The organism is Blattabacterium cuenoti (genome assembly GCF_014251375.1).
Taxonomy (GTDB): domain Bacteria; phylum Bacteroidota; class Bacteroidia; order Flavobacteriales; family Blattabacteriaceae; genus Blattabacterium; species Blattabacterium cuenoti_K.
The window spans coordinates 216,693-239,087 of sequence record NZ_CP059187.1; the positions used below are offsets into that span (position 1 = coordinate 216,693).

Annotated in this window: 22 protein-coding genes and 1 tRNA gene; 10 read left to right on the forward strand and 13 right to left on the reverse strand. The window is 25.6% G+C overall.

The window, feature by feature from the left end; translation table 11 throughout:
• Positions 1 to 10 precede the first annotated feature (10 nt).
• Genes hisH through hisG form a run of 5 tightly spaced genes read right to left on the reverse strand, consistent with a single transcriptional unit; the run spans position 11 to position 5,076 of the window.
• On the reverse strand, positions 11 to 601 hold the full coding sequence (gene hisH, locus H0H71_RS01000; RefSeq protein ID WP_185856348.1) for an imidazole glycerol phosphate synthase subunit HisH: 591 nt from the start codon (positions 599 to 601) through the stop codon (positions 11 to 13).
• A gap of 19 nt (positions 602 to 620) precedes the next feature.
• Positions 621 to 1,775, reverse strand: coding sequence for a bifunctional histidinol-phosphatase/imidazoleglycerol-phosphate dehydratase HisB (hisB, locus tag H0H71_RS01005; protein WP_185856351.1), 1,155 nt, complete (start codon positions 1,773 to 1,775; stop codon positions 621 to 623).
• A 4-nt stretch (positions 1,776 to 1,779) separates the two neighbouring features.
• Positions 1,780 to 2,883 (reverse strand): histidinol-phosphate transaminase, encoded by a 1,104-nt coding sequence (gene hisC, locus H0H71_RS01010; protein WP_185856354.1) that lies wholly within the window; start codon positions 2,881 to 2,883, stop codon positions 1,780 to 1,782.
• 31 nt (positions 2,884 to 2,914) lie between these two features.
• Positions 2,915 to 4,207, reverse strand: coding sequence for a histidinol dehydrogenase (gene hisD / locus H0H71_RS01015; protein ID WP_185856469.1), 1,293 nt, complete (start codon positions 4,205 to 4,207; stop codon positions 2,915 to 2,917).
• An 11-nt stretch (positions 4,208 to 4,218) separates the two neighbouring features.
• Positions 4,219 to 5,076, reverse strand: a complete 858-nt coding sequence (gene hisG, locus H0H71_RS01020) for an ATP phosphoribosyltransferase (protein WP_185856357.1) — start codon at positions 5,074 to 5,076, stop codon at positions 4,219 to 4,221.
• A gap of 205 nt (positions 5,077 to 5,281) precedes the next feature.
• Here hisG and H0H71_RS01025 point away from each other — a divergent pair, with 205 nt between their 5' ends.
• Positions 5,282 to 6,049 carry an exodeoxyribonuclease III gene (locus H0H71_RS01025; protein WP_185856360.1) on the forward strand — a complete coding sequence of 256 codons (768 nt, stop codon included), beginning with the start codon at positions 5,282 to 5,284 and terminating at the stop codon, positions 6,047 to 6,049.
• A gap of 11 nt (positions 6,050 to 6,060) precedes the next feature.
• On the opposite strand, the gene H0H71_RS01030 is transcribed toward H0H71_RS01025, so the two are convergent.
• Positions 6,061 to 6,133 (reverse strand) — tRNA-Lys (locus tag H0H71_RS01030).
• Positions 6,134 to 6,195: 62 nt separating this feature from the next.
• On the opposite strand from H0H71_RS01030, the gene H0H71_RS01035 reads away from it, so the two are divergent.
• The 4 genes from H0H71_RS01035 to H0H71_RS01050 all read left to right on the forward strand — a co-directional run bounded on the left by H0H71_RS01035 (position 6,196) and on the right by H0H71_RS01050 (position 9,923).
• Positions 6,196 to 6,711 (forward strand): shikimate kinase, encoded by a 516-nt coding sequence (locus tag H0H71_RS01035; protein WP_185856361.1) that lies wholly within the window; start codon positions 6,196 to 6,198, stop codon positions 6,709 to 6,711.
• 6 nt (positions 6,712 to 6,717) lie between these two features.
• A complete protein-coding gene (gene tilS / locus H0H71_RS01040; protein WP_185856362.1) occupies positions 6,718 to 8,070 on the forward strand; it encodes a tRNA lysidine(34) synthetase TilS in 1,353 nt (450 codons plus the stop codon).
• Positions 8,071 to 8,164: 94 nt separating this feature from the next.
• The gene (gene serC, locus H0H71_RS01045; protein ID WP_185856363.1) at positions 8,165 to 9,229 is read left to right on the forward strand and encodes a 3-phosphoserine/phosphohydroxythreonine transaminase; all 1,065 of its coding nucleotides are present in this window, start codon (positions 8,165 to 8,167) and stop codon (positions 9,227 to 9,229) included.
• Between the two features lie 19 nt (positions 9,230 to 9,248).
• Positions 9,249 to 9,923, forward strand: coding sequence for a YggS family pyridoxal phosphate-dependent enzyme (locus tag H0H71_RS01050; RefSeq protein WP_185856364.1), 675 nt, complete (start codon positions 9,249 to 9,251; stop codon positions 9,921 to 9,923).
• Here the strand turns inward: H0H71_RS01050 and trpA are convergent.
• The 7 genes from trpA to H0H71_RS01085 are packed head-to-tail and all read right to left on the reverse strand — an operon-like array spanning position 9,916 to position 16,254.
• The gene (gene trpA, locus H0H71_RS01055) at positions 9,916 to 10,692 is read right to left on the reverse strand and encodes a tryptophan synthase subunit alpha (protein WP_185856365.1); all 777 of its coding nucleotides are present in this window, start codon (positions 10,690 to 10,692) and stop codon (positions 9,916 to 9,918) included. The two genes, H0H71_RS01050 and trpA, sit on opposite strands and share 8 nt — an antisense overlap.
• Complete coding sequence (trpB, locus tag H0H71_RS01060; RefSeq protein WP_185856366.1) at positions 10,682 to 11,878, reverse strand: tryptophan synthase subunit beta; 1,197 nt, start codon at positions 11,876 to 11,878, stop codon at positions 10,682 to 10,684. Before trpB ends, trpA begins: the two co-directional genes overlap by 11 nt.
• A complete protein-coding gene (trpF, locus tag H0H71_RS01065; protein ID WP_238784465.1) occupies positions 11,875 to 12,489 on the reverse strand; it encodes a phosphoribosylanthranilate isomerase in 615 nt (204 codons plus the stop codon). Before trpF ends, trpB begins: the two co-directional genes overlap by 4 nt.
• Positions 12,486 to 13,274, reverse strand: coding sequence for an indole-3-glycerol phosphate synthase TrpC (gene trpC / locus H0H71_RS01070; RefSeq protein WP_185856367.1), 789 nt, complete (start codon positions 13,272 to 13,274; stop codon positions 12,486 to 12,488). The genes trpF and trpC overlap by 4 nt, the downstream gene beginning before the upstream one ends.
• Positions 13,271 to 14,257, reverse strand: coding sequence for an anthranilate phosphoribosyltransferase (gene trpD, locus H0H71_RS01075; RefSeq protein ID WP_185856368.1), 987 nt, complete (start codon positions 14,255 to 14,257; stop codon positions 13,271 to 13,273). The genes trpC and trpD overlap by 4 nt, the downstream gene beginning before the upstream one ends.
• A 5-nt stretch (positions 14,258 to 14,262) precedes the next feature.
• Positions 14,263 to 14,841 (reverse strand): anthranilate synthase component II, encoded by a 579-nt coding sequence (locus H0H71_RS01080; RefSeq protein ID WP_185856471.1) that lies wholly within the window; start codon positions 14,839 to 14,841, stop codon positions 14,263 to 14,265.
• 6 nt (positions 14,842 to 14,847) lie between these two features.
• Complete coding sequence (locus H0H71_RS01085; RefSeq protein ID WP_185856369.1) at positions 14,848 to 16,254, reverse strand: anthranilate synthase component I family protein; 1,407 nt, start codon at positions 16,252 to 16,254, stop codon at positions 14,848 to 14,850.
• Between the two features lie 639 nt (positions 16,255 to 16,893).
• On the opposite strand from H0H71_RS01085, the gene H0H71_RS01090 reads away from it, so the two are divergent.
• The 5 genes from H0H71_RS01090 to ccoS are packed head-to-tail and all read left to right on the forward strand — an operon-like array spanning position 16,894 to position 22,386.
• Positions 16,894 to 18,822, forward strand: coding sequence for a putative porin (locus H0H71_RS01090; RefSeq protein WP_185856370.1), 1,929 nt, complete (start codon positions 16,894 to 16,896; stop codon positions 18,820 to 18,822).
• 44 nt (positions 18,823 to 18,866) lie between these two features.
• Entirely contained in the window at positions 18,867 to 19,526 is a 660-nt protein-coding gene (locus H0H71_RS01095; RefSeq protein ID WP_238784466.1) for a glycoside hydrolase family 73 protein, read from the forward strand.
• A gap of 27 nt (positions 19,527 to 19,553) precedes the next feature.
• Positions 19,554 to 19,934 (forward strand): glycine cleavage system protein GcvH, encoded by a 381-nt coding sequence (gene gcvH, locus H0H71_RS01100; RefSeq protein ID WP_185856371.1) that lies wholly within the window; start codon positions 19,554 to 19,556, stop codon positions 19,932 to 19,934.
• A 14-nt stretch (positions 19,935 to 19,948) separates the two neighbouring features.
• Entirely contained in the window at positions 19,949 to 22,195 is a 2,247-nt protein-coding gene (locus H0H71_RS01105) for a heavy metal translocating P-type ATPase (RefSeq protein WP_185856372.1), read from the forward strand.
• Positions 22,196 to 22,218: 23 nt separating this feature from the next.
• Positions 22,219 to 22,386 carry a cbb3-type cytochrome oxidase assembly protein CcoS gene (gene ccoS, locus H0H71_RS01110; protein WP_185856373.1) on the forward strand — a complete coding sequence of 56 codons (168 nt, stop codon included), beginning with the start codon at positions 22,219 to 22,221 and terminating at the stop codon, positions 22,384 to 22,386.
• Positions 22,387 to 22,395 lie beyond the last annotated feature (9 nt).

The window sequence follows — 22,395 nt, forward strand, 5'->3', positions numbered from 1 at the left end:
GAATTTTTTTTTATAATCGAATAAAATTTTCTAATATTTTATGTCCTACATAAGAAGATTTTTCTGGATGAAATTGGACAGCATAAAAATTTTTTTTTTGTAAAGCGGCACTATAAGAGACTATATAATCAGTTTTAGCGATAGTGTATTTTCCTAAATGAGCATAATAACTATGTACAAAATATTGATAACTTCCATCTGTAATTTTTTCAAATAAAGGTCCTTTTAGATTATGAATTGTATTCCATCCTATTTGAGGGATTTTATCATTTTTATTTTCAGATTGAAATTTTTTGACTAATAAGTCAAAAACTCCTATACATGTAGTGCTTCCTTCTTCTGAAGATTTACAAAGCAATTGCATCCCTAAACAGATTCCTAATACAGGTTGTTCTAATTTAGATAGAAGAATATCCAATTTTTTTTTTTTTAAATGTTTCATAGCAAAATTAGCTTCTCCTACACCAGGTAGAATTACTTTTTCAGCAGTTTGAATAGATTCTTGTGAATCTGTTACAACTGCTTGTACTCCTATTCTTTCCAACGAAAATAGAACAGATTGGACATTTCCAGCAGGATATTTTATAATAATTGTTTTCATAATTTGTTATTAAAATTTTTTACAATAGTCCCTTAGAACTAGGTAAATGATGACTAGAATTTATTTGTATGGCCATTTTTAAGGCTTTTGCAAAAGCCTTAAAAATGGATTCTATTTTATGATGTTCGTTTTCTCCTGTAGAACGAATATGCAAATTGCATTTTGCAGAAGAAGAAAAAGATTTGAAAAAATGAGAAAACATTTCAGTAGGAATTTTTCCTATTTTTTCTCTTAAGAATTGGACATTCCAAGATAATTGACTTCTTCCCCCAAGATCCAATGCGACTGTAGACAAACAATCATCCATAGGAATTAAAGAAAAACCATAACGTTCTATTCCTTGTTTTTTCTTATTATTAATAGCTTTATGAAATACTTTTCCTAAAGTTATCCCAGTATCTTCTATAGAATGATGTTCATCTACATGTAGATCTCCTTTCGTATAAATATTCAAATCTATCAAACTATGAAACGAAATCTGTTGTAACAGATGATCGAAAAATCCAAGACCTGTTTGAATCTCCGATTTTCCTTTTCCATAAAGTCTAAGAGTGATTTTCACATCTGTTTCTAATGTCGTACGTTTATGTACGAAAAATTTTTTCGATATATTTTTTAAATATTCGTATATTTTTTTCCAGTTATCAGTTTTTAAAACTATTATATTTTTCACATCCTCATATATAGAAAATTCATTTGATGAAATGATGTGATTGTGGTCTTCTTTATTAATCCATATGGATTTACATCCTAAATTTTTTGCAAGAATAACATCTGTAAATCTATCTCCTATGACAAAAGATTTTGGTAGATCATAATAAGAATCCTTTAAATAAGAAGTTAACATTCCTGTACCAGGCTTTCTATTGGGAGATTTTTCTTCTTGAAAAGTTTTATCAATATGAACAGAAGAAAAATTGATTCCTTCTGTTTTTAGAACTTTTAATATATGATTGTGAATGGGCCAAAAATTTTTTTCCGGAAATCTTTCCGTTCCTAATCCATCTTGATTGGTAACCATTACCAAATCATAAGTCAATTCATGAACTATTTTTGTTAAAAAAAATATAACATTTGGATAAAATTCTACTTTTTCTAGAGTATCAATTTGATAAGTTGGAGGAGATTCTTTAATGATTGTTCCATCTCTATCTATAAATAATATTTTTTTCATTTTATTAAAAACATTTCTTGGAATATTTTTTTATTTGATTTATTAAATATTCATTTTCTTCGTGAGTTCCTACTGTTATTCTTAAACATTCATTGCATAGAATAATTTTGGATCGATCTCTAACTATAATGTTATTTTCAATTAAATATCTATAAATATTTTTAGAAAATATAGGGATTTTTACAAGTAAAAAATTTGAAGCACTAGGATATACTTTTTCTATTATAGAAATTTTTTTTAGAGATTCTTCCATATACTTTCTTTCTAAAAGAATATTCTTCAAATGATAAAAAAATAGATCTTTATTTTCTAATGCTCGAATTGCTATTTCTTGCGAAATTTGACTAATATTGTACGGATATTTTATTTTGTTCATCCATTGAATTATTTCTTCAGAAGCAATAGCTATTCCGATTCTTAATCCTGCTAATCCCCATGATTTAGAAAGGGTTTGAAGAATAATTAAGTTAGGATATTTGTCTACTTCTTTGGAAAAAGATTCTTGTTCTGAAAAATCAATGTAAGCTTCATCTAAAACTACTATTCCTGTAAATTTTTTTATAATTTTCTGAATATCTTTTCTTTGTATATCATTTCCAGTAGGATTATTTGGAGAACAAATAAAAATTATTTTACTATACTGATTAATTACATTTTCTATTCTTTTTAAATTTAATTGATATTCCTCTTTTGTTAAAAAGACTTGAATAACATCTACTCCATGAATTCTTCCACTTACTTCATACATTCCATAAGTAGGAGGAAAAACAATAGAATGATCTACTTTTGGACGTGAAAAAATACGATAAATTAAATCAATAATTTCATCGCTTCCATTTCCTAAGAATATTTTAGATTCAGAAATATTCTTTATTTCCGATATCTTTTTTTTTAATTCCATTTGCAATGGATCAGGATATCTATTATATGAATTAGAAAAAGATAAAGGAGATCCAAAAGAATTTTCATTAGCATCCAAAAAAATCATAGATTTTTTTTCTTTTTGTTGATACTCTTCTCTAGCTGAAAGATAAGGAGATACATTAATAATATTTTCTCTTATTAAGGAATTTAAATCAAAATTTGATGAAGACGAAAAGGTGTTCATGGATTAGAATTATTATTGATTGATTCATTTTTTATTTTAATCTAATATTAACAGATTTTTTATGCGCTATTAATCCTTCTTCAGAAGATAAAATCTCTACACATTTTGATAAATTTCGTAATCCTTTTTTAGAAATTTTTTGAAATGTAACTTTTTTAAGAAAACTCTCTACAGAAACCCCACTGTAAGATTTGGCATATCCATGTGTAGGAAGAACATGATTTGTACCAGAAGCATAATCTCCTACGCTGACGGGGGAATAATTCCCCAAAAAAATTGATCCAGCATTTTTTACTTGACTTCCCCAATAAGAGGAATTATTGCAATTAACAATAAGATGTTCTGGAGCTACTGTATTTATTAAATAAATGCATTTTTCTAAAGAAGAAAGAAGAATAATTTTGCTGTTTTCTAAAGATTTTTTAATGATATGTTGTTTCTTAGTCTTAGAAAGATGTTGGAACTGTTTTTTCAATTCACATTTTACTTTTTTAATCCAACAATCATTAGAAATTGTGACTAGAAGAATATAACTTTCTGAGTCATGTTCAGATTGAGAAAGTAAATCAGATGCAACATATTTTGGATTGGCAGTATTATCTGTTAAAATTACTACTTCAGAAGGGCCCGCAGGAATATCTATAGAAACAATTCCTTTTTGAGATACAATTTGTTTGGCTTTTGTGACATAAGAATTTCCAGGACCAAATATTTTATAAACAGAAGAAATACTTTCAGTTCCATAAGCCATAGCTGCAATAGCTTGAGCGCCTCCAACTTTATATATTTTTTCAATTCCTACATATTTAGATGTATATAAAATAGATGGATGAATTTCTCCATTTTTATTTGGAGGAGTACATAAAATAATCTCTTCACATCCTGCCAATTTACTAGGAATTCCTAACATTAAAACAGTAGATAGTAAAGGGGCAGATCCTCCAGGAATATACAACCCTATTTTTTCTATTGGAATAGATTTTCTCCAACAAATCACTCCTGGAATAATCTCTATTTTAGATTCTTCATAAATTTGGTTTTTATGAAAACAGAGAATATTCTCATACGCTGTATCAATAGATTTTTTTAAACCGCTTGAAATATTCAAGTATGACTTATTAATATCTTCTTCTGTTACTTGAATATTTTTTAAATTAAAATTATCATATTTCTTTGTGTAAGCTCTTAAAGCAACATCGCCATATAATTTTACATTATTTATAATAGATAATACTGAATCTTCTATATTATTATTTGTTACAGGTCTTTTTATAAGATTTCTCCATATCCTTTCTGAAGGATAAGAGTAGACTGGAATATCCATATCCATAATATTTAAAGTATTATTTTTTCTATCGGGAGCACTAATATATCTTGAGCTCCAAGTGCTTTTAAATTTTCTATTATTCCCCAAAAATCATTTTCATTTACCACAGAATGTACAGAACTACATTTTGAATTTGCTAAAGGAAGGATCACGGGACTTTTAATTCCGGGAAGATAAGAGATTATTTTTTCTAGTCTTTCATTAGGAACGTTTAAAAGAATATACTTGTTATTTTTTGCTTTTTTAACGGCTCGTATTCTAAATAATAATTTGTCCATTATAATACTTTGTGGATTACCTAAATGAAGATGAGATGCTAAAACAGCTTCTGATTGAAGAATTGTTTCTACTTCTTTCAATCCATTCATAAACAATGTAGAACCACTGCTTACTAAATCGCAAATGCAATCAGCTAAACCTATTCCGGGGGCAATTTCTACAGCTCCAGATATTTCATGAATTTCTGATTGAATGTATCTTTTTTCAAAAAATTCCTTTACTAAAAAAGGATAACTTGTCGCAATTCTCTTTCCATCTAAATCACTAAGATCATTGTACATAATAGATTTCGGAACAGCTATAGAAAGTCGACATTTTCCAAATCCTAAAGTTTCTTTAATTTGTATCTTTTTTCTTTTCTCTAGAAGAACATTTTTTCCTACTATTCCTATGTCAGCTACTCCATCTTCTAAATATTGAGGAATATCATCGTCTCTTAAAAAAAGAATTTCCAGTGGGAAATTAAGAGCTGTTGTTTTCAATTTATCTATCCCAATATTTACCTCAATGCTGCAATCTTTAAGCAACTTTATAGAGTCTTCATAAAGACGCCCTGATTTTTGAATAGCTATTTTAAGTTTCTCCATGACAGATATAGGAAAAAAAATAACAAAAGCTTACTTTCTTGTCTTGTAAGCTTTTTATTAACATCTAGATTTTTAATCATGCTGCATTACAGCAAATATAAAAAATTTTGAATATTATTAAACTTTTTGAAACTCTATTTTTGTTATCCAAATTCAATTCTTTCAAAGAAAAAAGATGATTACTTTTAACAAAAAAACTTTTTTTATGAAAATCATTAGTTATAATATAAATGGGATTAGATCCGGAATAAATAAAGGATTATTCCATTGGGTTGAAGACATTCAACCAGATATTTTGTGTTTTCAAGAAATTAAAGCTTTTCCAGAACAAATAAACACAAATATTCTTGATAATTTTGGGTATTACCATTATTGGTATCCTTCTTCAAAAAAAAAAGGATACAGCGGAGTAGGAATTTTATGTAAAGAAAAACCAATTCATGTAGAATATGGAATAGGATTTGATTCTATTGATCAAGAAGGAAGAGTTTTACGTATTGACTTAAAAAAAATATCTGTCATAAGCCTTTATCTTCCTTCTGGAAAAAATATAAAAAATAGATTAAGTTTTAAATTTCATTTTATGTATCAATTTTTTCATCATGTGAAAAAAATTAAAAAAGAGTTTAAAAATCTCATTATTTGTGGAGATTATAATATTTGTCATAAGGATAAAGATATCCACGATCCTATAAAAAATAGAGAAGTTTCTGGATTCTTACCAGAAGAAAGAAAATGGATGACGCATTTTTTAAATTTAGGATTTATAGATAGTTTTAGAAACTATGTTCAAGAAAGCAATCATTATAGTTGGTGGAGTTATACTCATAATGCTAGAAAAAATAATAAAGGTTGGAGAATTGATTACGCCATGGTTAGTACATCTTTAATAAAAAAGATGAAAAAAGCTTATCTCCTTCCTGAAATTCAATACTCAGATCATTGTCCCGCTGGATTAGAATTAGAAATTTAATTCTCATTGAATGACCTGACTGGGATTCGAACCCAGGACCCTTACATTAAAAGTGTAATGCTCTACCAGCTGAGCTACCAGGTCTTTCCTTAAAAGAGAACACTATTTGCTTGATAAACAAATATACTACTAATTTTTTTTATTTTATGAAAATAACCTTAATAGGATATATGGGGTGTGGAAAAACTTCTATAGGAAAAATTTTATCTAAAAAATTAAAATTTGATTTCTATGATCTAGATGATCTTCTTGTAAAAAATCAACATGATTCAATTTATAATCTTTTCAAAAAGATAGGAGAAAATTCTTTTAGAAAGATAGAGCATTTGATACTTAAAAATTTTTTTAAAAAAAAAAAAAGATATATTTTATCTGTTGGAGGTGGAACTCCTTGTTATTATAATAACATTTACTTATTAAATAAATTTTCAAAAACTTTCTATTTAAAAACTAATAGTTACACATTGTTCAAAAGATTGTATTTTGAAAAAGAAACAAGACCATTAATCGCGCATTTATCTAAAAATGAATTATTTCAATTTATTCTTAAACATTTTTCAAAAAGAATTTTATTCTACGAGAAATCTTATCGAAAAATAGATATTACTGGAAAACCCAAAAAAGATATAGTTGAAGAGATAACACAATCTCTCAATCAATAATTAATTATGAATAAATTTTCATACGAAAAATATGATCATTTTTTTTTAAAAAAAATTATGAAATATTTTTCAGGAAAAAAAAAAGTCTGTGTTGCTGTAAGCGGCGGATTAGATAGTATGGTACTTTTAAATTTATTACTTCATATTCCTAATCTAACATTAGGTGTTGCGCATTGTAATTTTACACTAAGAGATAAAGAATCTAATAAAGATGAAGATTTCGTAAGAAATTTTTGTTTAAAAAAACATATAATGTGTCATATAAAACGATTTAATACTCTTGATTTTTCTAAAAAACATAAGTTATCTATACAAATGGCAGCTAGGAAACTTAGATACGATTGGTTTAATGAGTTATTCAATTTATATGAGTTAATAGCATTAGGACATCATTTAAATGATTCTATAGAAACTTTTTTTTTAAATCTAATAAGAGGAACAGGAATTAAAGGATTATTAGGAATTCCTGTAAAAAGAGAAAAATTTATTCGTCCTCTCTCTAACTTTACAAAAGAAGAAATTTTACATTATGCTAAAATAGAAAACATAAACTGGAGATTAGATAAAAGTAATTTTGATAATAATAAGTATTTAAGAAATAAAATCCGTTCAGTGATATCTATTTTTTCAGATCCTTTTTACAAAGGAGTAAAAAAAAGTATCAATCTTCTTTATCAAGAAAATTTGTTAATAGAAAATAAAATTAAAGAAATAAATCAAAAAATAACAATAGAAAAAAAATATAATCCATTTTTTTACTGGAAACTATCGTGTAGTAAAATCTTAGAATTACAACCTTTATCTTGTTATTTATTTAAATTATTTTTTCCTTATGGATTTTCTAATATGAAAAACTTAGAAAATCTTCTTTACGCACAATCAGGAAAACAATTGATATCTAAAAAATATCGTATTATTAAGAACGAAAATAATTGGATTTTAATTTCCAAATCTTTTTTATTTAAAAATAAAAAAAAAGTTTTTTCAATTCAAAATATAAATAAAAAAATATCATTTCCTATAAATGTAGAATTTTTTTTTATTACAGAAACAGAAATAGAAAAATTTAATCCTACAATCTCATCATTATCATTGATAGATTTTTATAAAATTCAATTTCCATTAAAATTAAGAACCTGGAGAAATGGAGATTATTTTTATCCTATAAATATGAAAGGAAAAAAAAAATTAAGCAAATATTATAAAGAAAAAAAATTTTCTCTTTTGGAAAAAGAACAAATATGGTTATTAGTCAATGGAAATGAAGATATTATTTTAGTTATAGGAAATCGTTTAGATGATAGATTTAAAGTTACAAAAAAAACAAATAAAATATTAGGAATAAAAATAATATATTGATTCCCTTTCTAATTATTAGAAGAATAGAATTTAAATTAATACTTTTTTTAATTTTGAGAAAAATCAGTTGTTCTCTCTACTATCTATTTTTATTATGAAAATACATAATTTTAATGCAGGCCCTTCTATTTTACCTAAACAAGTAATTGAAAGATCCGCTCAATCTGTAATTTCTTTTAATAAAAGTGGATTATCAGTACTTGAAATTTCTCATAGAAGTAAGTATTTTACGGAAATAATGGAACAAACAACAGAATTAGTCAAAAGAATTATGAATTTAAACGATGACTATTCTATTTTGTTCCTTCAAGGAGGAGCAACCTTGCAATTTACAATGGTTCCGTATAATTTAATGAATCAAAAATCAGCTTATTTAGATACAGGGATATGGGCAAATAATGCTCTCAAAGAGGCTAAAAAATTTGGGGAAGTAAATATTCTTTTTTCTGGAAAAAAAAATGACTATACATATATATCTGAAAATTATAAAATTCCAAATGAAGTAGATTATTTTCATTGTACTTCTAATAATACAATAGTCGGAACACAAATGAAAAAATTTCCTAAAACTTCTATTCCAATAGTTTGCGATATGTCTTCAGATATATTTAGTAGAAAATTAAATTTTGGACAATTTAGTTTGATTTATGCTTCTGCACAAAAAAATATAAGTTCTGCAGGAATGACTATCGTCATAGTGAAAAAAGAAATTTTAGGAAAAGTTAAAAGAAATATTCCTTCTTACTTAGATTATATGATTCATATCAAAAATGATCGTATTTTAAATACTCCAAATGTGTTTTCTATTTATACATCTATGTTGACATTAGAATGGATAGAAAAAAAAGGAGGGCTTTCTATTTTGGAAAAAGAAAATGAATATAAGGCTCAATTGTTATATGATGAAATCGATAAAAATAATCTATTTGAAAATAAAATTCATAAAAAAGATCGTTCGAATATGAACGTAACTTTTTTTTTAAAGAAAAAAAATCTAGAAAAAGAATTCAATAAAATGTGGGAAAAAGAAAAAATTGTAGGATTAAATGGTCATAGAACCTTAGGAGGATATCGCGCTAGTATCTATAATGCTCTTTCATTAGAGAGTGTTCGTTTTTTAATACATATCATGAAAGAATTTGAAAAAAAATTCTCATAATCATAAATATATTATTATTATGAATCCTATTCAGAATCGTTTTTTTTTCATAAAAAAATCCATTCCAAAAAATATAAAAATTTTAGCAGTATCAAAAAATAAAGATATTTCTTACATAGAAGAATTATATAAAATAGGACATAGAGATTTTGGAGAAAATTATGTTCAAGAAATGATAAAAAAATATCAAAAATTGCCAAAAGATATTCGTTGGCATATGATTGGAAGAATTCAAAAAAACAAATTAAAATACATTACCCATTTTATTTATTTAATTCATAGTATTCAAAAAATTGAACACCTTCAAATCATAAATAAAGAAGCATCAAAATACAATCGAGTTGTCAATTGCTTATTACAAATAAAAATTTGTGAAGAAAAAAATAAATCCGGTATAACGGATAAGAAAGCTAGTAATATATTGGAATCTGAAGAATATAAAAATATGAAAAACGTAAAAATTATTGGTTTTATGGGGATAGCATCTTTCCAAAAATCCATTCAAAAAATACGTCATGAATTTCATTACTTAAATGAACTATACAAAAGTTTAAAAAATCAATATAAAGATTTTAAAATTCTATCTATGGGGATGAGTAAAGATTATCTAATTGCTATAGAACATGGTAGTAATCTTATTCGTTTAGGAACATTTCTTTTTGGAATTCGAGATAAAAAAGAAAATTTTATCTAATAGATTTTATGTATTTATTAATACTATCTTCTAATTTATTTTTATTTAATGATTCAATAAAAGAACTTCCAATAATTCCTCCATTTGCATATTGACATGATAAATCAAACGATTTTTTATCTCGAATTCCAAACCCAATTAATTTAGGAATTCTTTGAGATAATTTGTGAACTCTTTCAAAAAAAGATATCTGTTCTTTTCCAAATAACAGATATTCTCCTGTAGTAGAATTAGAAGAAACTAAATATAAAAAACCATCTGTAAGAGTGCTTAACAAAGAAATTCTCTGTGTAGTTGTTTTTGGTGTAACTAAAAATATTATAGATAAAAAATATCTTCTAAATAATTTTTGATATTTTTTCAAAAAAAGATCAACTGGTAAATCAGGTAAAATTAATCCTGATATTCCTGAATCAATGCATTTTTTCAAAAAATTTTCCGCCCCAAATTTATAAAATTGATTATAATATCCCATAAGAATAATGGGAGTTTTTATTTTCATTTTGTATCTAATTTTTTTTATTTGTGAAAATAAGAAAGAAATATTCATTCCATTTTTTAATGAAATTTGATTACTATTTTGTATTACCATTCCATCCGCTAAAGGATCAGAATAAGGAATTCCTATTTCAATTAAATCTACAGGTAGATTTTGCAAAGTTTTTATTAGTACTTCCGTACTATTTAAATCTGGATATCCAGCAGTAAAATAGATACACAATACATTTTTCTTTTTTGTTCTAAATAACTCATGTATTCTATTGTTCATTTTTCTTAGATTTGGAAAAAAAATTATCGTAAATGTTAATATCTTTATCACCTCTTCCAGATAAATTGATAACTACAATATCATTTTTTTTAAATGGAATTTTTTTTAATGCAGATAGAGCATGAGCACTTTCTAAAGCCGGTATAATTCCTTCTAGTTGAATTAGTTCATATCCTGATTGTAAAGCTTCTTCATCAGTAGAATGTAAAAAATTCACACGTTTTTTTACAAAAAGATTAGCATGCATAGGGCCTATTCCTGGGTAATCTAATCCAGCAGATATAGAATGTGCAGGAAGAACTTGTCCGTCTTTATCTTGTAAAACAATGGTCATACTTCCATGCAATATTCCTTTAGTCCCACAAGCTATTGACGCAGCTGTTTTTTTTGTATTTATCCCCAATCCTGCAGCTTCAACTGCTATCAAATTCACAGATTTGTGATCTAAAAAATGATAAAAAGCTCCCGCAGAATTACTTCCACCTCCTATACAGGCAATTACATAATTGGGAAAAGAACAACCTTCTTTTTCTTTTAATTGTATTTTTATTTCTTCACTGATAATGGATTGAAAATCCGCAACCATTTGAGGATATGGATGGGGGCCTACAGTAGATCCTATCAAATAATAACTTTCTGGATTATTAATCCAATAACGAATCGCTTCGTTTACTGCATCTTTAAGTGTTTTTTCCCCACTAGATACTGGAAAAATTTTTGCTCCAAGTGACCTCATTCTAAGAACATTAGACAATTGACGGGCCATATCAATTTTTCCCATAAAAATAACACATTCTAAATTCATTAAGGCACAAGTAGTAGCAGTAGCTACTCCATGTTGTCCAGCTCCTGTTTCAGCAATAATTTTTTTTTTACCTAATTTTTTGGCTAATAGTGTTTGACCAATGGTATTATTGATTTTATGCGATCCGGTATGATTTAGATCTTCTCTTTTTAAATAAACTTTTGCTCCATATTTATTGGAATATTTTTCACAAAAAAATAAAGGACTCGGTCTCCCGACATAATTATGTAAGATATATTTATATGATTTTTTAAATTCATGATTTGTAGTAATCTCTTTATATTTGCACTGCAACTCTTCTATATTATTATATAACATTTCAGGAATAAAAGATCCTCCAAATTCATCATAATACCCATTTTCATTAACTAAATATTTCATAATTCTCTTATTTTTTTTATAAAATCATTTATTGCAGATCTGTTTTTTTTTCCTGGATAAATTTCAAATTTACTATTTATATCAAGACCAAACATTTTAGGATGTGAAAAATTTTTAATTCTATCTACATCTTTCATTTCAATTCCTCCACTTAAAAAAAATAGAGTATCTAGTTGATATTCATATAATTTATTCCAAGTAAATTTTTTTCCACTTCCTCCATAAAGTGTAGTTTTGCTATCAAATAAAAAATAAGAACATAACCCAATGTAATCTCTAATCTTTTTAAAAGAAAAAAGATTATCAATATTAAAAGATTTTATTAATTTCAATCCTTTTTTTAAAAGACCTTCACAATATGAAGGACTTTCTGATCCATGTAATTGAACAAAATCTAGTTCTTTACTTTTTTCTAAAATATTTTTTTGTGATTCGTTTACAAACACACCTGTTTTCAATATTTCTTTTTTTAATCTTGGAAAAATGAAATTACGACCTACAAATCTAGGAGAATGAGGATAAAATATAAAACCTATGAAATCAGGAAATAAACTAGAAATTTGTTCAAATTCTGATTTGACACCACATATTTTTATTTTTAATTTCATCATATTTTAACTTCCAATGATTTTATCATATTTTTGCAACTTATTCCTGGATCATTTGTTTTCATAAAATGTTCTCCAATTAAAAATCCTTTAAATCCTTTTTTTCGTAACAATAAAATATTTTTAGGATTCTTAGAAAACCCACTTTCGGCGATTTTTAAATTAGGAATTTTTGAAGATAATTTTAAACAATGTTCAGGGTCTACAATAAAAGTTTTTAAATTACGGTTATTAATTCCTACTATAACATCTGTATGATCTGTTATTTTATCAATTTCATTTTCTTTATGAATTTCTATAACTACTTCTAACCCAATACTTTTAGCGATATAAACATGATTTTTTATTTCTTTTTTAGAAAGAATTTCAGATATTAACAAAATGACATCAGATCCTATAGATTTAGATTCTATGATTTGATATTCATCAATAATAAAATCTTTTCTAAGCAATGGAAGAGATACAATCTCTCGTGCCTTTTTCAAATCTTCGTTTTTTCCAGAAAAAAAATTCCATTCAGTAAGAATGGAAATTCCACTTGCACCAGCATTTTCATAATCTTTCACTACTTTTTCCACTGAGACGGTCGTGTTGATGACTCCTTTGGAAGGAGATTTACGCTTAAATTCTGCAATAATTCCTGTATTACTTTCTTTGAGTTTGTTAGATAGAGAAATACATTTTCTTTCAAAAAGAAAATTATTTTCTAATTTTTTCCGGGAAAAAAACTCTTTTTTTCTGGTAACTTCTTTTCGTTTAAAAGATATAATTTGATCAAGAAGATTCATAAGTTTAATAATTTTTTAAGAATACTCTTTGCCTTTCCACTTTTTAAAGAATTTTTAGCTTTTTCATAATTACTTTCAAAGCTTTCTTGATTAAGTAAACTTAATGCGAATGTTGCATTAATTAAAACAACTTCATTTTGAGCGAATGTTCCGTTTCCAGATAAAATACTAATAAATATACGAGTATTTTCTTCTGTATTTTTTCCTCCTTTTAATTCATCAGGATTTAATTTACTTTTTCCTAATTCTTCTATAGAATAAAATCGTTCTCCATTTGGAGTATAACACTTTATGTCACTAGTTAAAGAGATTTCATCATATCCATCTAAACTGTGAATGATAGCGTAATTATTTTTTGTATTTTGATACATATAATAATATATTCTTGCTAATTCCAAATTATTAACTCCTAATAATTGATTTTTAGGAGTTCCCGGATTTAGCAATGGCCCCAACGTATTAAAAAGAGTTCTAATTCCTAATTCTTTTCTAATCGGATAAATCAGATTGAATATAGGATGAAATATAGGAGCATGTAAATAACAAATTCCAACTTTTTCTAGTTGATTTTTTAAAGAATCTTCTTTATTGGTAAAATGATATCCCAATTTTTTTAAAACATTTGAAGATCCAGTAATAGAAGAAGATCCAAAACTTCCATGCTTAATAACTTTTTCACCTGCCCCCGCAACTATAAAACATGCTATAGTTGAAATATTGAAAGTATTTTTTCCATCTCCACCTGTTCCCACAATATCAATAGCATTGAATTCTGTTAAATTTATCTGTATACATGATTTCATTAAAGCTTTACGAAATCCGATTATTTCTTCTAAAGTAGGATTTCTCATATTGTATACAATTGTTAGAGCTGCTGCTTGGTTTTTATTTATTTTTCCTTTTGATAAGTTTAGAAAAAGATTTTCAGCTTCTTTTTTTGTTAAAGTATTTTCTAAAAATAGATGATTTAATATATTTTCCATCACAATTATTTTATATTCAACCAATTTTCTATAATTTTTTCTCCGTATGGAGTTAAAATAGATTCTGGATGAAATTGAACACCCCGGACATCATAAAATTTATGACGTAAAGCCATTATTTCTCCTTGATTTCCAGTAGCAGTGATTTTAAGAATATCATCAGGAAAATTGTGTGAAGAAATAATCCAAGAATGATAACGTCCAACTTTTATTTTTCTAGGAAGTTTTTGAAAAAGAATCTCTAAAGGATCTACAATATTTATTGAACTGGTAATTCCATGATAAACTTTCTTTGTATTAAGAAGAGTAGCTCCAAACACTTCTCCTATAGCTTGTTGTCCTAAACAAACGCCTAAAATACTTTTAGTGGAAGAAAACCTTTTGATTAACGGTTTTAAAATATGAGATTCATCAGGAATTCCTGGACCTGGAGACAAAATAATTTTTTTGTATTTTTCCACATCGGAAAGTTTAATTTCGTTATTTCTAAACACTTGTACAGGATTTTTTGTTAGTTGTTTGACAAGATGAACAAGATTATATGTAAAAGAATCATAGTTATCCACTATCAATATTTTATTCATATTCATTCACTCAATAGTTTTAGCTAGTTCTATAGCTTTAAATAAAGCCATAAGTTTATTATTTACTTCTTCTAATTCTTTTTCTTCTTTAGAATCAGAAACTATTCCAGCTCCAGCTTGAAAAAAAAGAGTATTATTTTTACTGATAAAAGAACGAATAACAATAGCTGTATTGATGTAACAATTATTTAATCCAAAAAATCCAATAGCACCTCCATATACTCCTCTATGTTGATTCTCTATCTTATCTATTAATTCCATAGCTTTATACTTTGGAGCTCCAGAAAGAGTTCCTGCAGGAAATGTATCTCCAAATACTTTTAGAATAGAGATATTCTCTTCTAATTTTCCGGATACTTTAGAAACCATGTGGTACACATGAGAAAAACTTTGTATTTCTTTGAAATACTCTATTTTTACATCTGATGAATTTTTACTTAAATCATTTCTTGCCAAATCTACCAACATAACATGTTCTGCGTTTTCTTTTGAATTTTTTATAAGAAATTCAGATAATTTTTTATCTTTTTTTTCATCTCCTGATCTCCGTACAGTTCCTGCTATTGGTTTTATATAAGCGATTTTATTATTCACAATTAACTGTGATTCTGGAGATGCTCCAAATAATTTGTAACTTCCATAATCAAAATAAAATAAATATGGGGAAGGATTAATAAATCGTAAAGCTCGATAGACATTAAATTCATCTCCCTTAAATTTTTGTTGAAATTGACGAGATAATACTATTTGAAAAACATCTCCTCGCAAACAGGATTTTATTCCCTTGGAAACCATTTTTTGGTATTCTTTATCAGTTATATTTGAAGAACGACTCCCCACAGATTTAAAAGGAAAAGATGAAAATTTTTTTCTTTTAACTAATTTTATCAATTGATCTACAGATAGATTCTTTTTTTTTATGTTAGAAAAATTATGTTCAATGACATACATTTTATTATAAAAATGATGAAATATGATTAAGTTACCATAAAATCCAAATCGTATTTGTGGTAACTTATATGATTCTTTAACAGGAGAAAGAAATTGAATATTTTCAAAATACTGAATACTATCGTAAGATATATACCCATATAACCCGGAATAAAATTTTTCTGAATTTTCACTTTTGAATTTTTTGAAAAAGTCATCAATTAAAACTTGAATATCGAATCTATCATTTATAAAAATATGTTTGTGAACACAATTTGGATAAGATATTCTGACTACATTTTTATCTAAAATAAGTTCTGATACTGGATTTATGCAAAGAATAGAAGAGTTATTTTTCTTATTAGAAGATTCTAATAATAATGTGTTTGGAAAACGATCTCTTAATTTTAAATACAATTCTATAGGTGTAGTACTATCAGCTAAAAGTTTTTTCTGAATAGTTCTAAAATTAAATTCAAACATGATTCATGATTTAATTTATGTATGGTGTTTTTTACATGATGAAAAAGTTCTCAGTAAAACGTGATGAAGTAAGTTTTTTTTATTGTTTTAACGACCAATACAAAGCAACCATACAACATTGGTTCTTTCTTATTTCTTTCTTACACTTACTTATACTTATCTTAATTTTCACTCATCACTCACTAGCCCTAGAAAACTAGTAGCTAGAGTTAGCAGCACTACTACTTATTAATTGTTATACTACTACTCTTTTACTCTTTAGTTAGTCTTACTTTCTATCTATCTACCAGAACTAACTAATAAATAAGAAGATAGACCCGATCCCCTCTCTCTCTACCTACTCACTCCTCTAGCCTGCCTCTATAGGATAGGAACGGAACTACTCATACAAACAACACCACACTCCATGTACGACGATTACGTACGTACGACGCATAAAATAAAATTAAAAGTTAGTTTTTTATATTTATTAGTTTAGTTATAGTTGTTTATCTTACTTTATGATCTAGTGTACTAACTAGGTATTAGGTATAGTACTAAACAAAAATTAGTAGAAGAAGAAATGATATCAAATACAAATATAAATAAATTTTTCATATTTATTTTATTTTTATGTAATATAGTATGATTCAAATTACTATGAAAATAGTCATATTTCCTTTTTTATTCTTTCTGTTTTTTTTTATTGTAGGGATAAGTAAAGGAATCCCCCCCATCCCCATAACAGTGGATGATTCAAAAAAAGAAGTAACAGAACTTTATTATAATCCTACTTTTCAAGATTATCAATTTTGGACAGAAAAGAGTAAGCAAAAAAAAATTTTAGATAACTCATCTCTTTCTATAGAAAAATATTATTCTCATAATTTTTTTAGAAAAGATAATTTTGGTTTTTTTTTTTCGAATAGGAGAAATAATTTATTTATTCCACATAATGTAAAATTAATGCAATTTACTCCTTCTAAATCATTGAATAATGATGAATTATTTTGCAATCAACAAATACATTTTTTTAATAATGTTTTTTTTTCTCCTGAAGAGATTAGATATTTTGATGTAAAAACACCTACTACAGAAATTCTCTATGTAAAAAATTCTTTTCAAGAAAGAGGCGTTGGAGTTCTTTTTACTCAAAGTCCTAATGAAACAACTAATTATTCTGTAGAATATAGAAATTTTCATTTTGGGGAACCTCCTAATTTTTCTGAAAAAAAGTTATTGTTAACAACATTTATTTATCAAAACAAGGAATTGAAAAAAAAATTATGGGGGCATTATTTATATCAAGATTTTGATGATGAAAAAAAAAGTTTTATTCCCTTTTGGAATACTACGACGGATAATAAAAATTTTGATTTTGAGAAGAAAAATTTTTTTCATAAAAGGATTTACATAAGTGGATCTCAAAAAATTTTTCCTTTTTTGTCATGGATAGAAAAAAATAAAAATCAATCTCTTTTTTTTAAAAACAATATAGAATACACACAATATGTTAAAGATCATCTTTTTTTTAAAGAAGTATTTAAAAATAATATAACTCATCATTCTCATTTTAAGAATGAATGTTCTTTAATTTTAAAAAAAGAAGAAAAATCAAATGTAGAAATAGGATTCATCTATGATAAAATTCGTGATCAAATTTTTTCAAAAGATTTATACAACAACAATTACAATGGAATTGCTAAAAAAAAAGATACAAGTGTAAATAAAATTTCTATTAACACAAAAGTTAATTATTTTATAAATAAAGTTTTTGAATTTTATTCAAATGGAAAATGGATGATAGAAGATCATAATCAGAATTTTTTACAAACAAACGTTCAATTAAATACATTGTTATTTTCAAAATTCAATTTTTTAACTTTTTTAAAGTTCACAAAAAAAAATAATATTTTTTCTGATTTTTTTAATTTTTCTCTCATTCAAAAAAATGGGGGGTGTAATAACAATTACCACAACAATACAAAGAATGAATTTTATACCAAGTCTATTGGTTTTTTTTTCTTTCCAAAAGAGAAAGAAAATTTAGATATTTTTTTTAAAGTGTCTAAAATAAATTTTGATAGTAAGGAAAAAATCCCCAATTTATTGGATTGGAAATATATCAATTCATGTGAATTGAAAATCAGGACAATCCATGATATATGGAAATTTCAATTCAATAATGTATTTTTATATCAAAAGTATAATTCAGATCAATTCATTTTTTCTATTCCAAACTTTTTGTTTAGAAATACTATCTCTTATAAAGATCATTATTTTAATCAATCTTTGTTTATACAAACTGGTTTATCCATTCATTATTTTAGTAAATTTGATTACAAATATTTTTCTTATCCTTCTGATTTTTTTTCAGAGTCAGAGAATGAATGTTCTCCTTATTATTCATCAAAAAAAGGAATTAAAAGATTTCCTTTTATAGATTATTTTTTCAATTTCAAAGTGTTTAGAATTCAGATTTATACAAGAATACAAAATATTCAAAATATTATATTTCATCAAAGTAAAAAAGAAGAAAAAGAAAATTTATCTATTAAAATAGGTCTATTATGGAATCTTTTTACTTGATGTGAAAAAAAATGTAATTTTATCATGAAAATCAACATGAATCAGTGAAAGAAAAAGAATTTATTTGTTTTGTTTTTTCTTTTTTTATGACTTTTTTGTTTTTATTTTCAAAAGAAAAAGAAGAAGAAGAAAAAAAGAAAAAAAAAGATGCCATTAAGTATATTAAAGAATATGCCCCATTCGCTATTGAAGAAATGGAACATTTTGGAATCCCGGCTAGTATTAAATTAGGACAGGGGATTTTGGAATCTTCTTGCGGTCAAAGTACATTAGCAAAATCTACAAACAATCATTTCGGAATAAAATGTGGGAAAAATTGGGATGGTGAAATTTATTATCATGATGATGATCTTCCAAAAGAATGTTTTAGAAAATACAAATCAGTTCGAGAATCTTTTAGTGATCATTCTAAATTTTTAAAAAAACCTCGTTATTCCAAATTATTTTTTTTGAAAAAAAAAGATTATCAATCTTGGGCAATTGAATTAAAAAATGCAGGTTATGCTACTTCTCTAAAGTATTCAGATCAATTAATTTTTCAAATAGAAAAATATTCTTTGTGGATTTTTGATAAAGAAAATTCTCAAGGAATAGAAAAAAGAATAGGTAAATATTTAACAAAAATAGAAATGGGAAAAATAAAAAAAACTATTTTTGAATCTTTTTTTGAAAAAATTTATCTTTTTTTCAAACTTAAAAAATAATTCTACTGTTACGTAAAAAATTATTTTATGGACCCTAAAAATTTTAAATATAGTAAGAATCACGAATGGATTGGATTGTGGGATAAAAATTATGTGGTTGGAATTACTCATTTTGCTCAAAATGAATTAGGAGATATTATTTATTTAGATATCAATGAGAATATTGTGGGAACAGAAATCGAAGAAGGAAATGTGTTTGGTACAATAGAAGCTGTTAAAACTGTTTCAGATCTATTTATGCCAGTTTCAGGTAAAATACTTGAAATTAATAAAAAATTATTATCAAATCCAGAATTCATAAATCAGAATTCTTATGACAAAGGATGGATTCTTAGAATTAAAATTTTGGATAAACAAGAATATGATTTGTTAATGTCTTTTGAAGAATACGAAAAATATACTAACTAGAAAGAATTTTTTCCATGAAAAAATCTGAAAATTTTGATTTTCTTGATGACGAAAAAATTGCTGATAAAATAATTAATTTCAAACATAAGAATATTACTTTTGTTCGTTTTTTAATTCCTTCAATTCATTGTAGTTCTTGCGTTTTCAATTTAGAAAAATTGCCAAATTTTAATAAAAACATTTATGAATCTACAGTTGATTTTACAAATAAGGAAGTTGGGATAACATTCAACAATGCGGAATTAAAACTTAGTGATTTAGCAAGATATCTTGAAACCATTGGTTATAAACCGTCTATTAATTTTGAATCTATAGAAGAAAAGATTGGAATGAGAGAAGAGAAAAAAATATTTGATAGAAAATTAATAGGAAAATTAGCAATTTCTTTTTTTTGCTTTGGAAATATTATGCTTTTAGCTATTCCAGAATACGTAGGTGCTTATGAAGAAGATTTATGGTTCTTAGAACATCGTCATTTTTTCAGGTTTTTAATGGCGGTTCTTTCTTTACCAATTGTTTACTTTTCTTTCACAGATTACGTAAAAAACGCTTTTTTTAGCTTTAAAAAACATATTTCTAATATAGATATTCCGATTTCTATAGGAATATTGGTTATTTTTTCATGGAGTCTTTATGAAGTTTCTTTTGATTTAGGATCTGGATATTTTGATAGTCTTTCTAGCTTTTCTTTTTTTTTACTCATTAGTAGACTCCTTCAGATACATACTCATAATAAAATACTTTCTTTTGAAAAGAATTATAAATCTTTTTATCCTATTTCTGTGACAAAAATTCACAATGAGTATTATAAAGAAGAAAAAATTTTGATTTCCTCTTTGAAAATAGGTGACGTGATTCTTATAAAGAATGAAGAAATTATTCCTGTAGATTCTATTTTAATGAAAGGAAGCGGGGTATTAGATAATAGTTTTATTACAGGAGAATCTCATTTGGTTCCTAAAAAAGTAGGAGATCGTATTTATTCGGGATCAAAACAAAAAGGAGAAGCCATTTTTTTAAAAGTAATTAAAAATGTAGATCAAAGTTATTTAACTTTATTATGGAAAAAAAATTTTCGTAAAAAAAAATTGTTTCATTTGAATTCAATTACCAATAAATTTAGTAAATATTTTACTCCTATTGTTTTAATGATTTCTGTAATAACAGGAATATATTGGTCTTTTATTAATGTTACAAAAGTATTTCAAACAACTTTTTCAGTTTTAATCATTACTTGTCCTTGTGCATTAGCACTTTCAACCCCATTTATACTTGGAAATATCATACGTTTTTTTTCTAAAAAAGGATTTTACGTAAAAGATATTTTTACAATGGAACGAATTTCCACTATAAAAACTTTAATTTTTGATAAAACAGGAACTATTACAGATCCAAATAAAGAGAGAATTTTTTTTGTAGGAAACATTTTGAAAGATGAAGATAAAAAAATGATTTCTTCTTTGTTAAGAAATTCTTCCCATCCTTTGAGTCAAAGAATATTAACAGAATTATCTGTAAATCTGAAAGAATATTATCCTGTAAAGAATTTTCAAGAAATAATTGGAAAAGGATTGGAAGGAATAATAAATGATGTTTTAGTTAAAATTGGATCTCAAGAATATTTAGGAATTAAAAAAAATAATTTTTATAAAAGAACAACAAGTGTTTCTATTTCTATCAATAATGAATTGATAGGTTCTTTTTTATTTAGAAATTATTATCGTAATGGAATAGAAAAAATATTTCAAAATTTAAAAAAATATAAAATTATTATTCTATCTGGAGATAATAATGAATTAGAGAAAAAATATTTAAAATCCATTTTACCTCAATCAAGTAAAATTTTTTTTAATCAAAGCCCAGAAGAAAAACTGAATTATGTGAAAAAATTGCAAAAAAAAGGAGAAAAAGTGATGATGTTTGGTGATGGAATTAATGATTTTTCTGCGTTAAATCAAAGTGAAGTAGGGATTGCAGTTTCAGAAAACCCGACTAGTTTTTTTCCAAGTTGTGATGCTTTTATTCAATCGAATCATTTGGAAAAAATTTTTTTATTTCTAAAAGTATCCAGGATTTCTATAATCTTGGTAATAATTAATTTTGCGATCAGTTTATTTTACAATGGAATAGGAATCGTATTTGCTATAACTGGGCATTTAAAGCCACTTATAGCTGCTATTTTAATGCCTTTAAGTTCTTTCTCCGTTATTACATTTTCTATGTTATCTACTTGGATGGTTTCACGGAGATTTCTATCTTAGATACAAAGAAAATTTTTAGATTTATGGATATATTAATTCTTATGATATTATCTAGTATTTTTCTAGGGGGAATTTTTCTGATTCTTTTTTTAATTAGTCTTTATTCTGGTCAATTTGATGATTATGAAACTCCTAGAGTTAGAATTTTAATTGATGATGATTCCTACACTTGCAGTGGAAAAAAAAATTAATAATTTTTT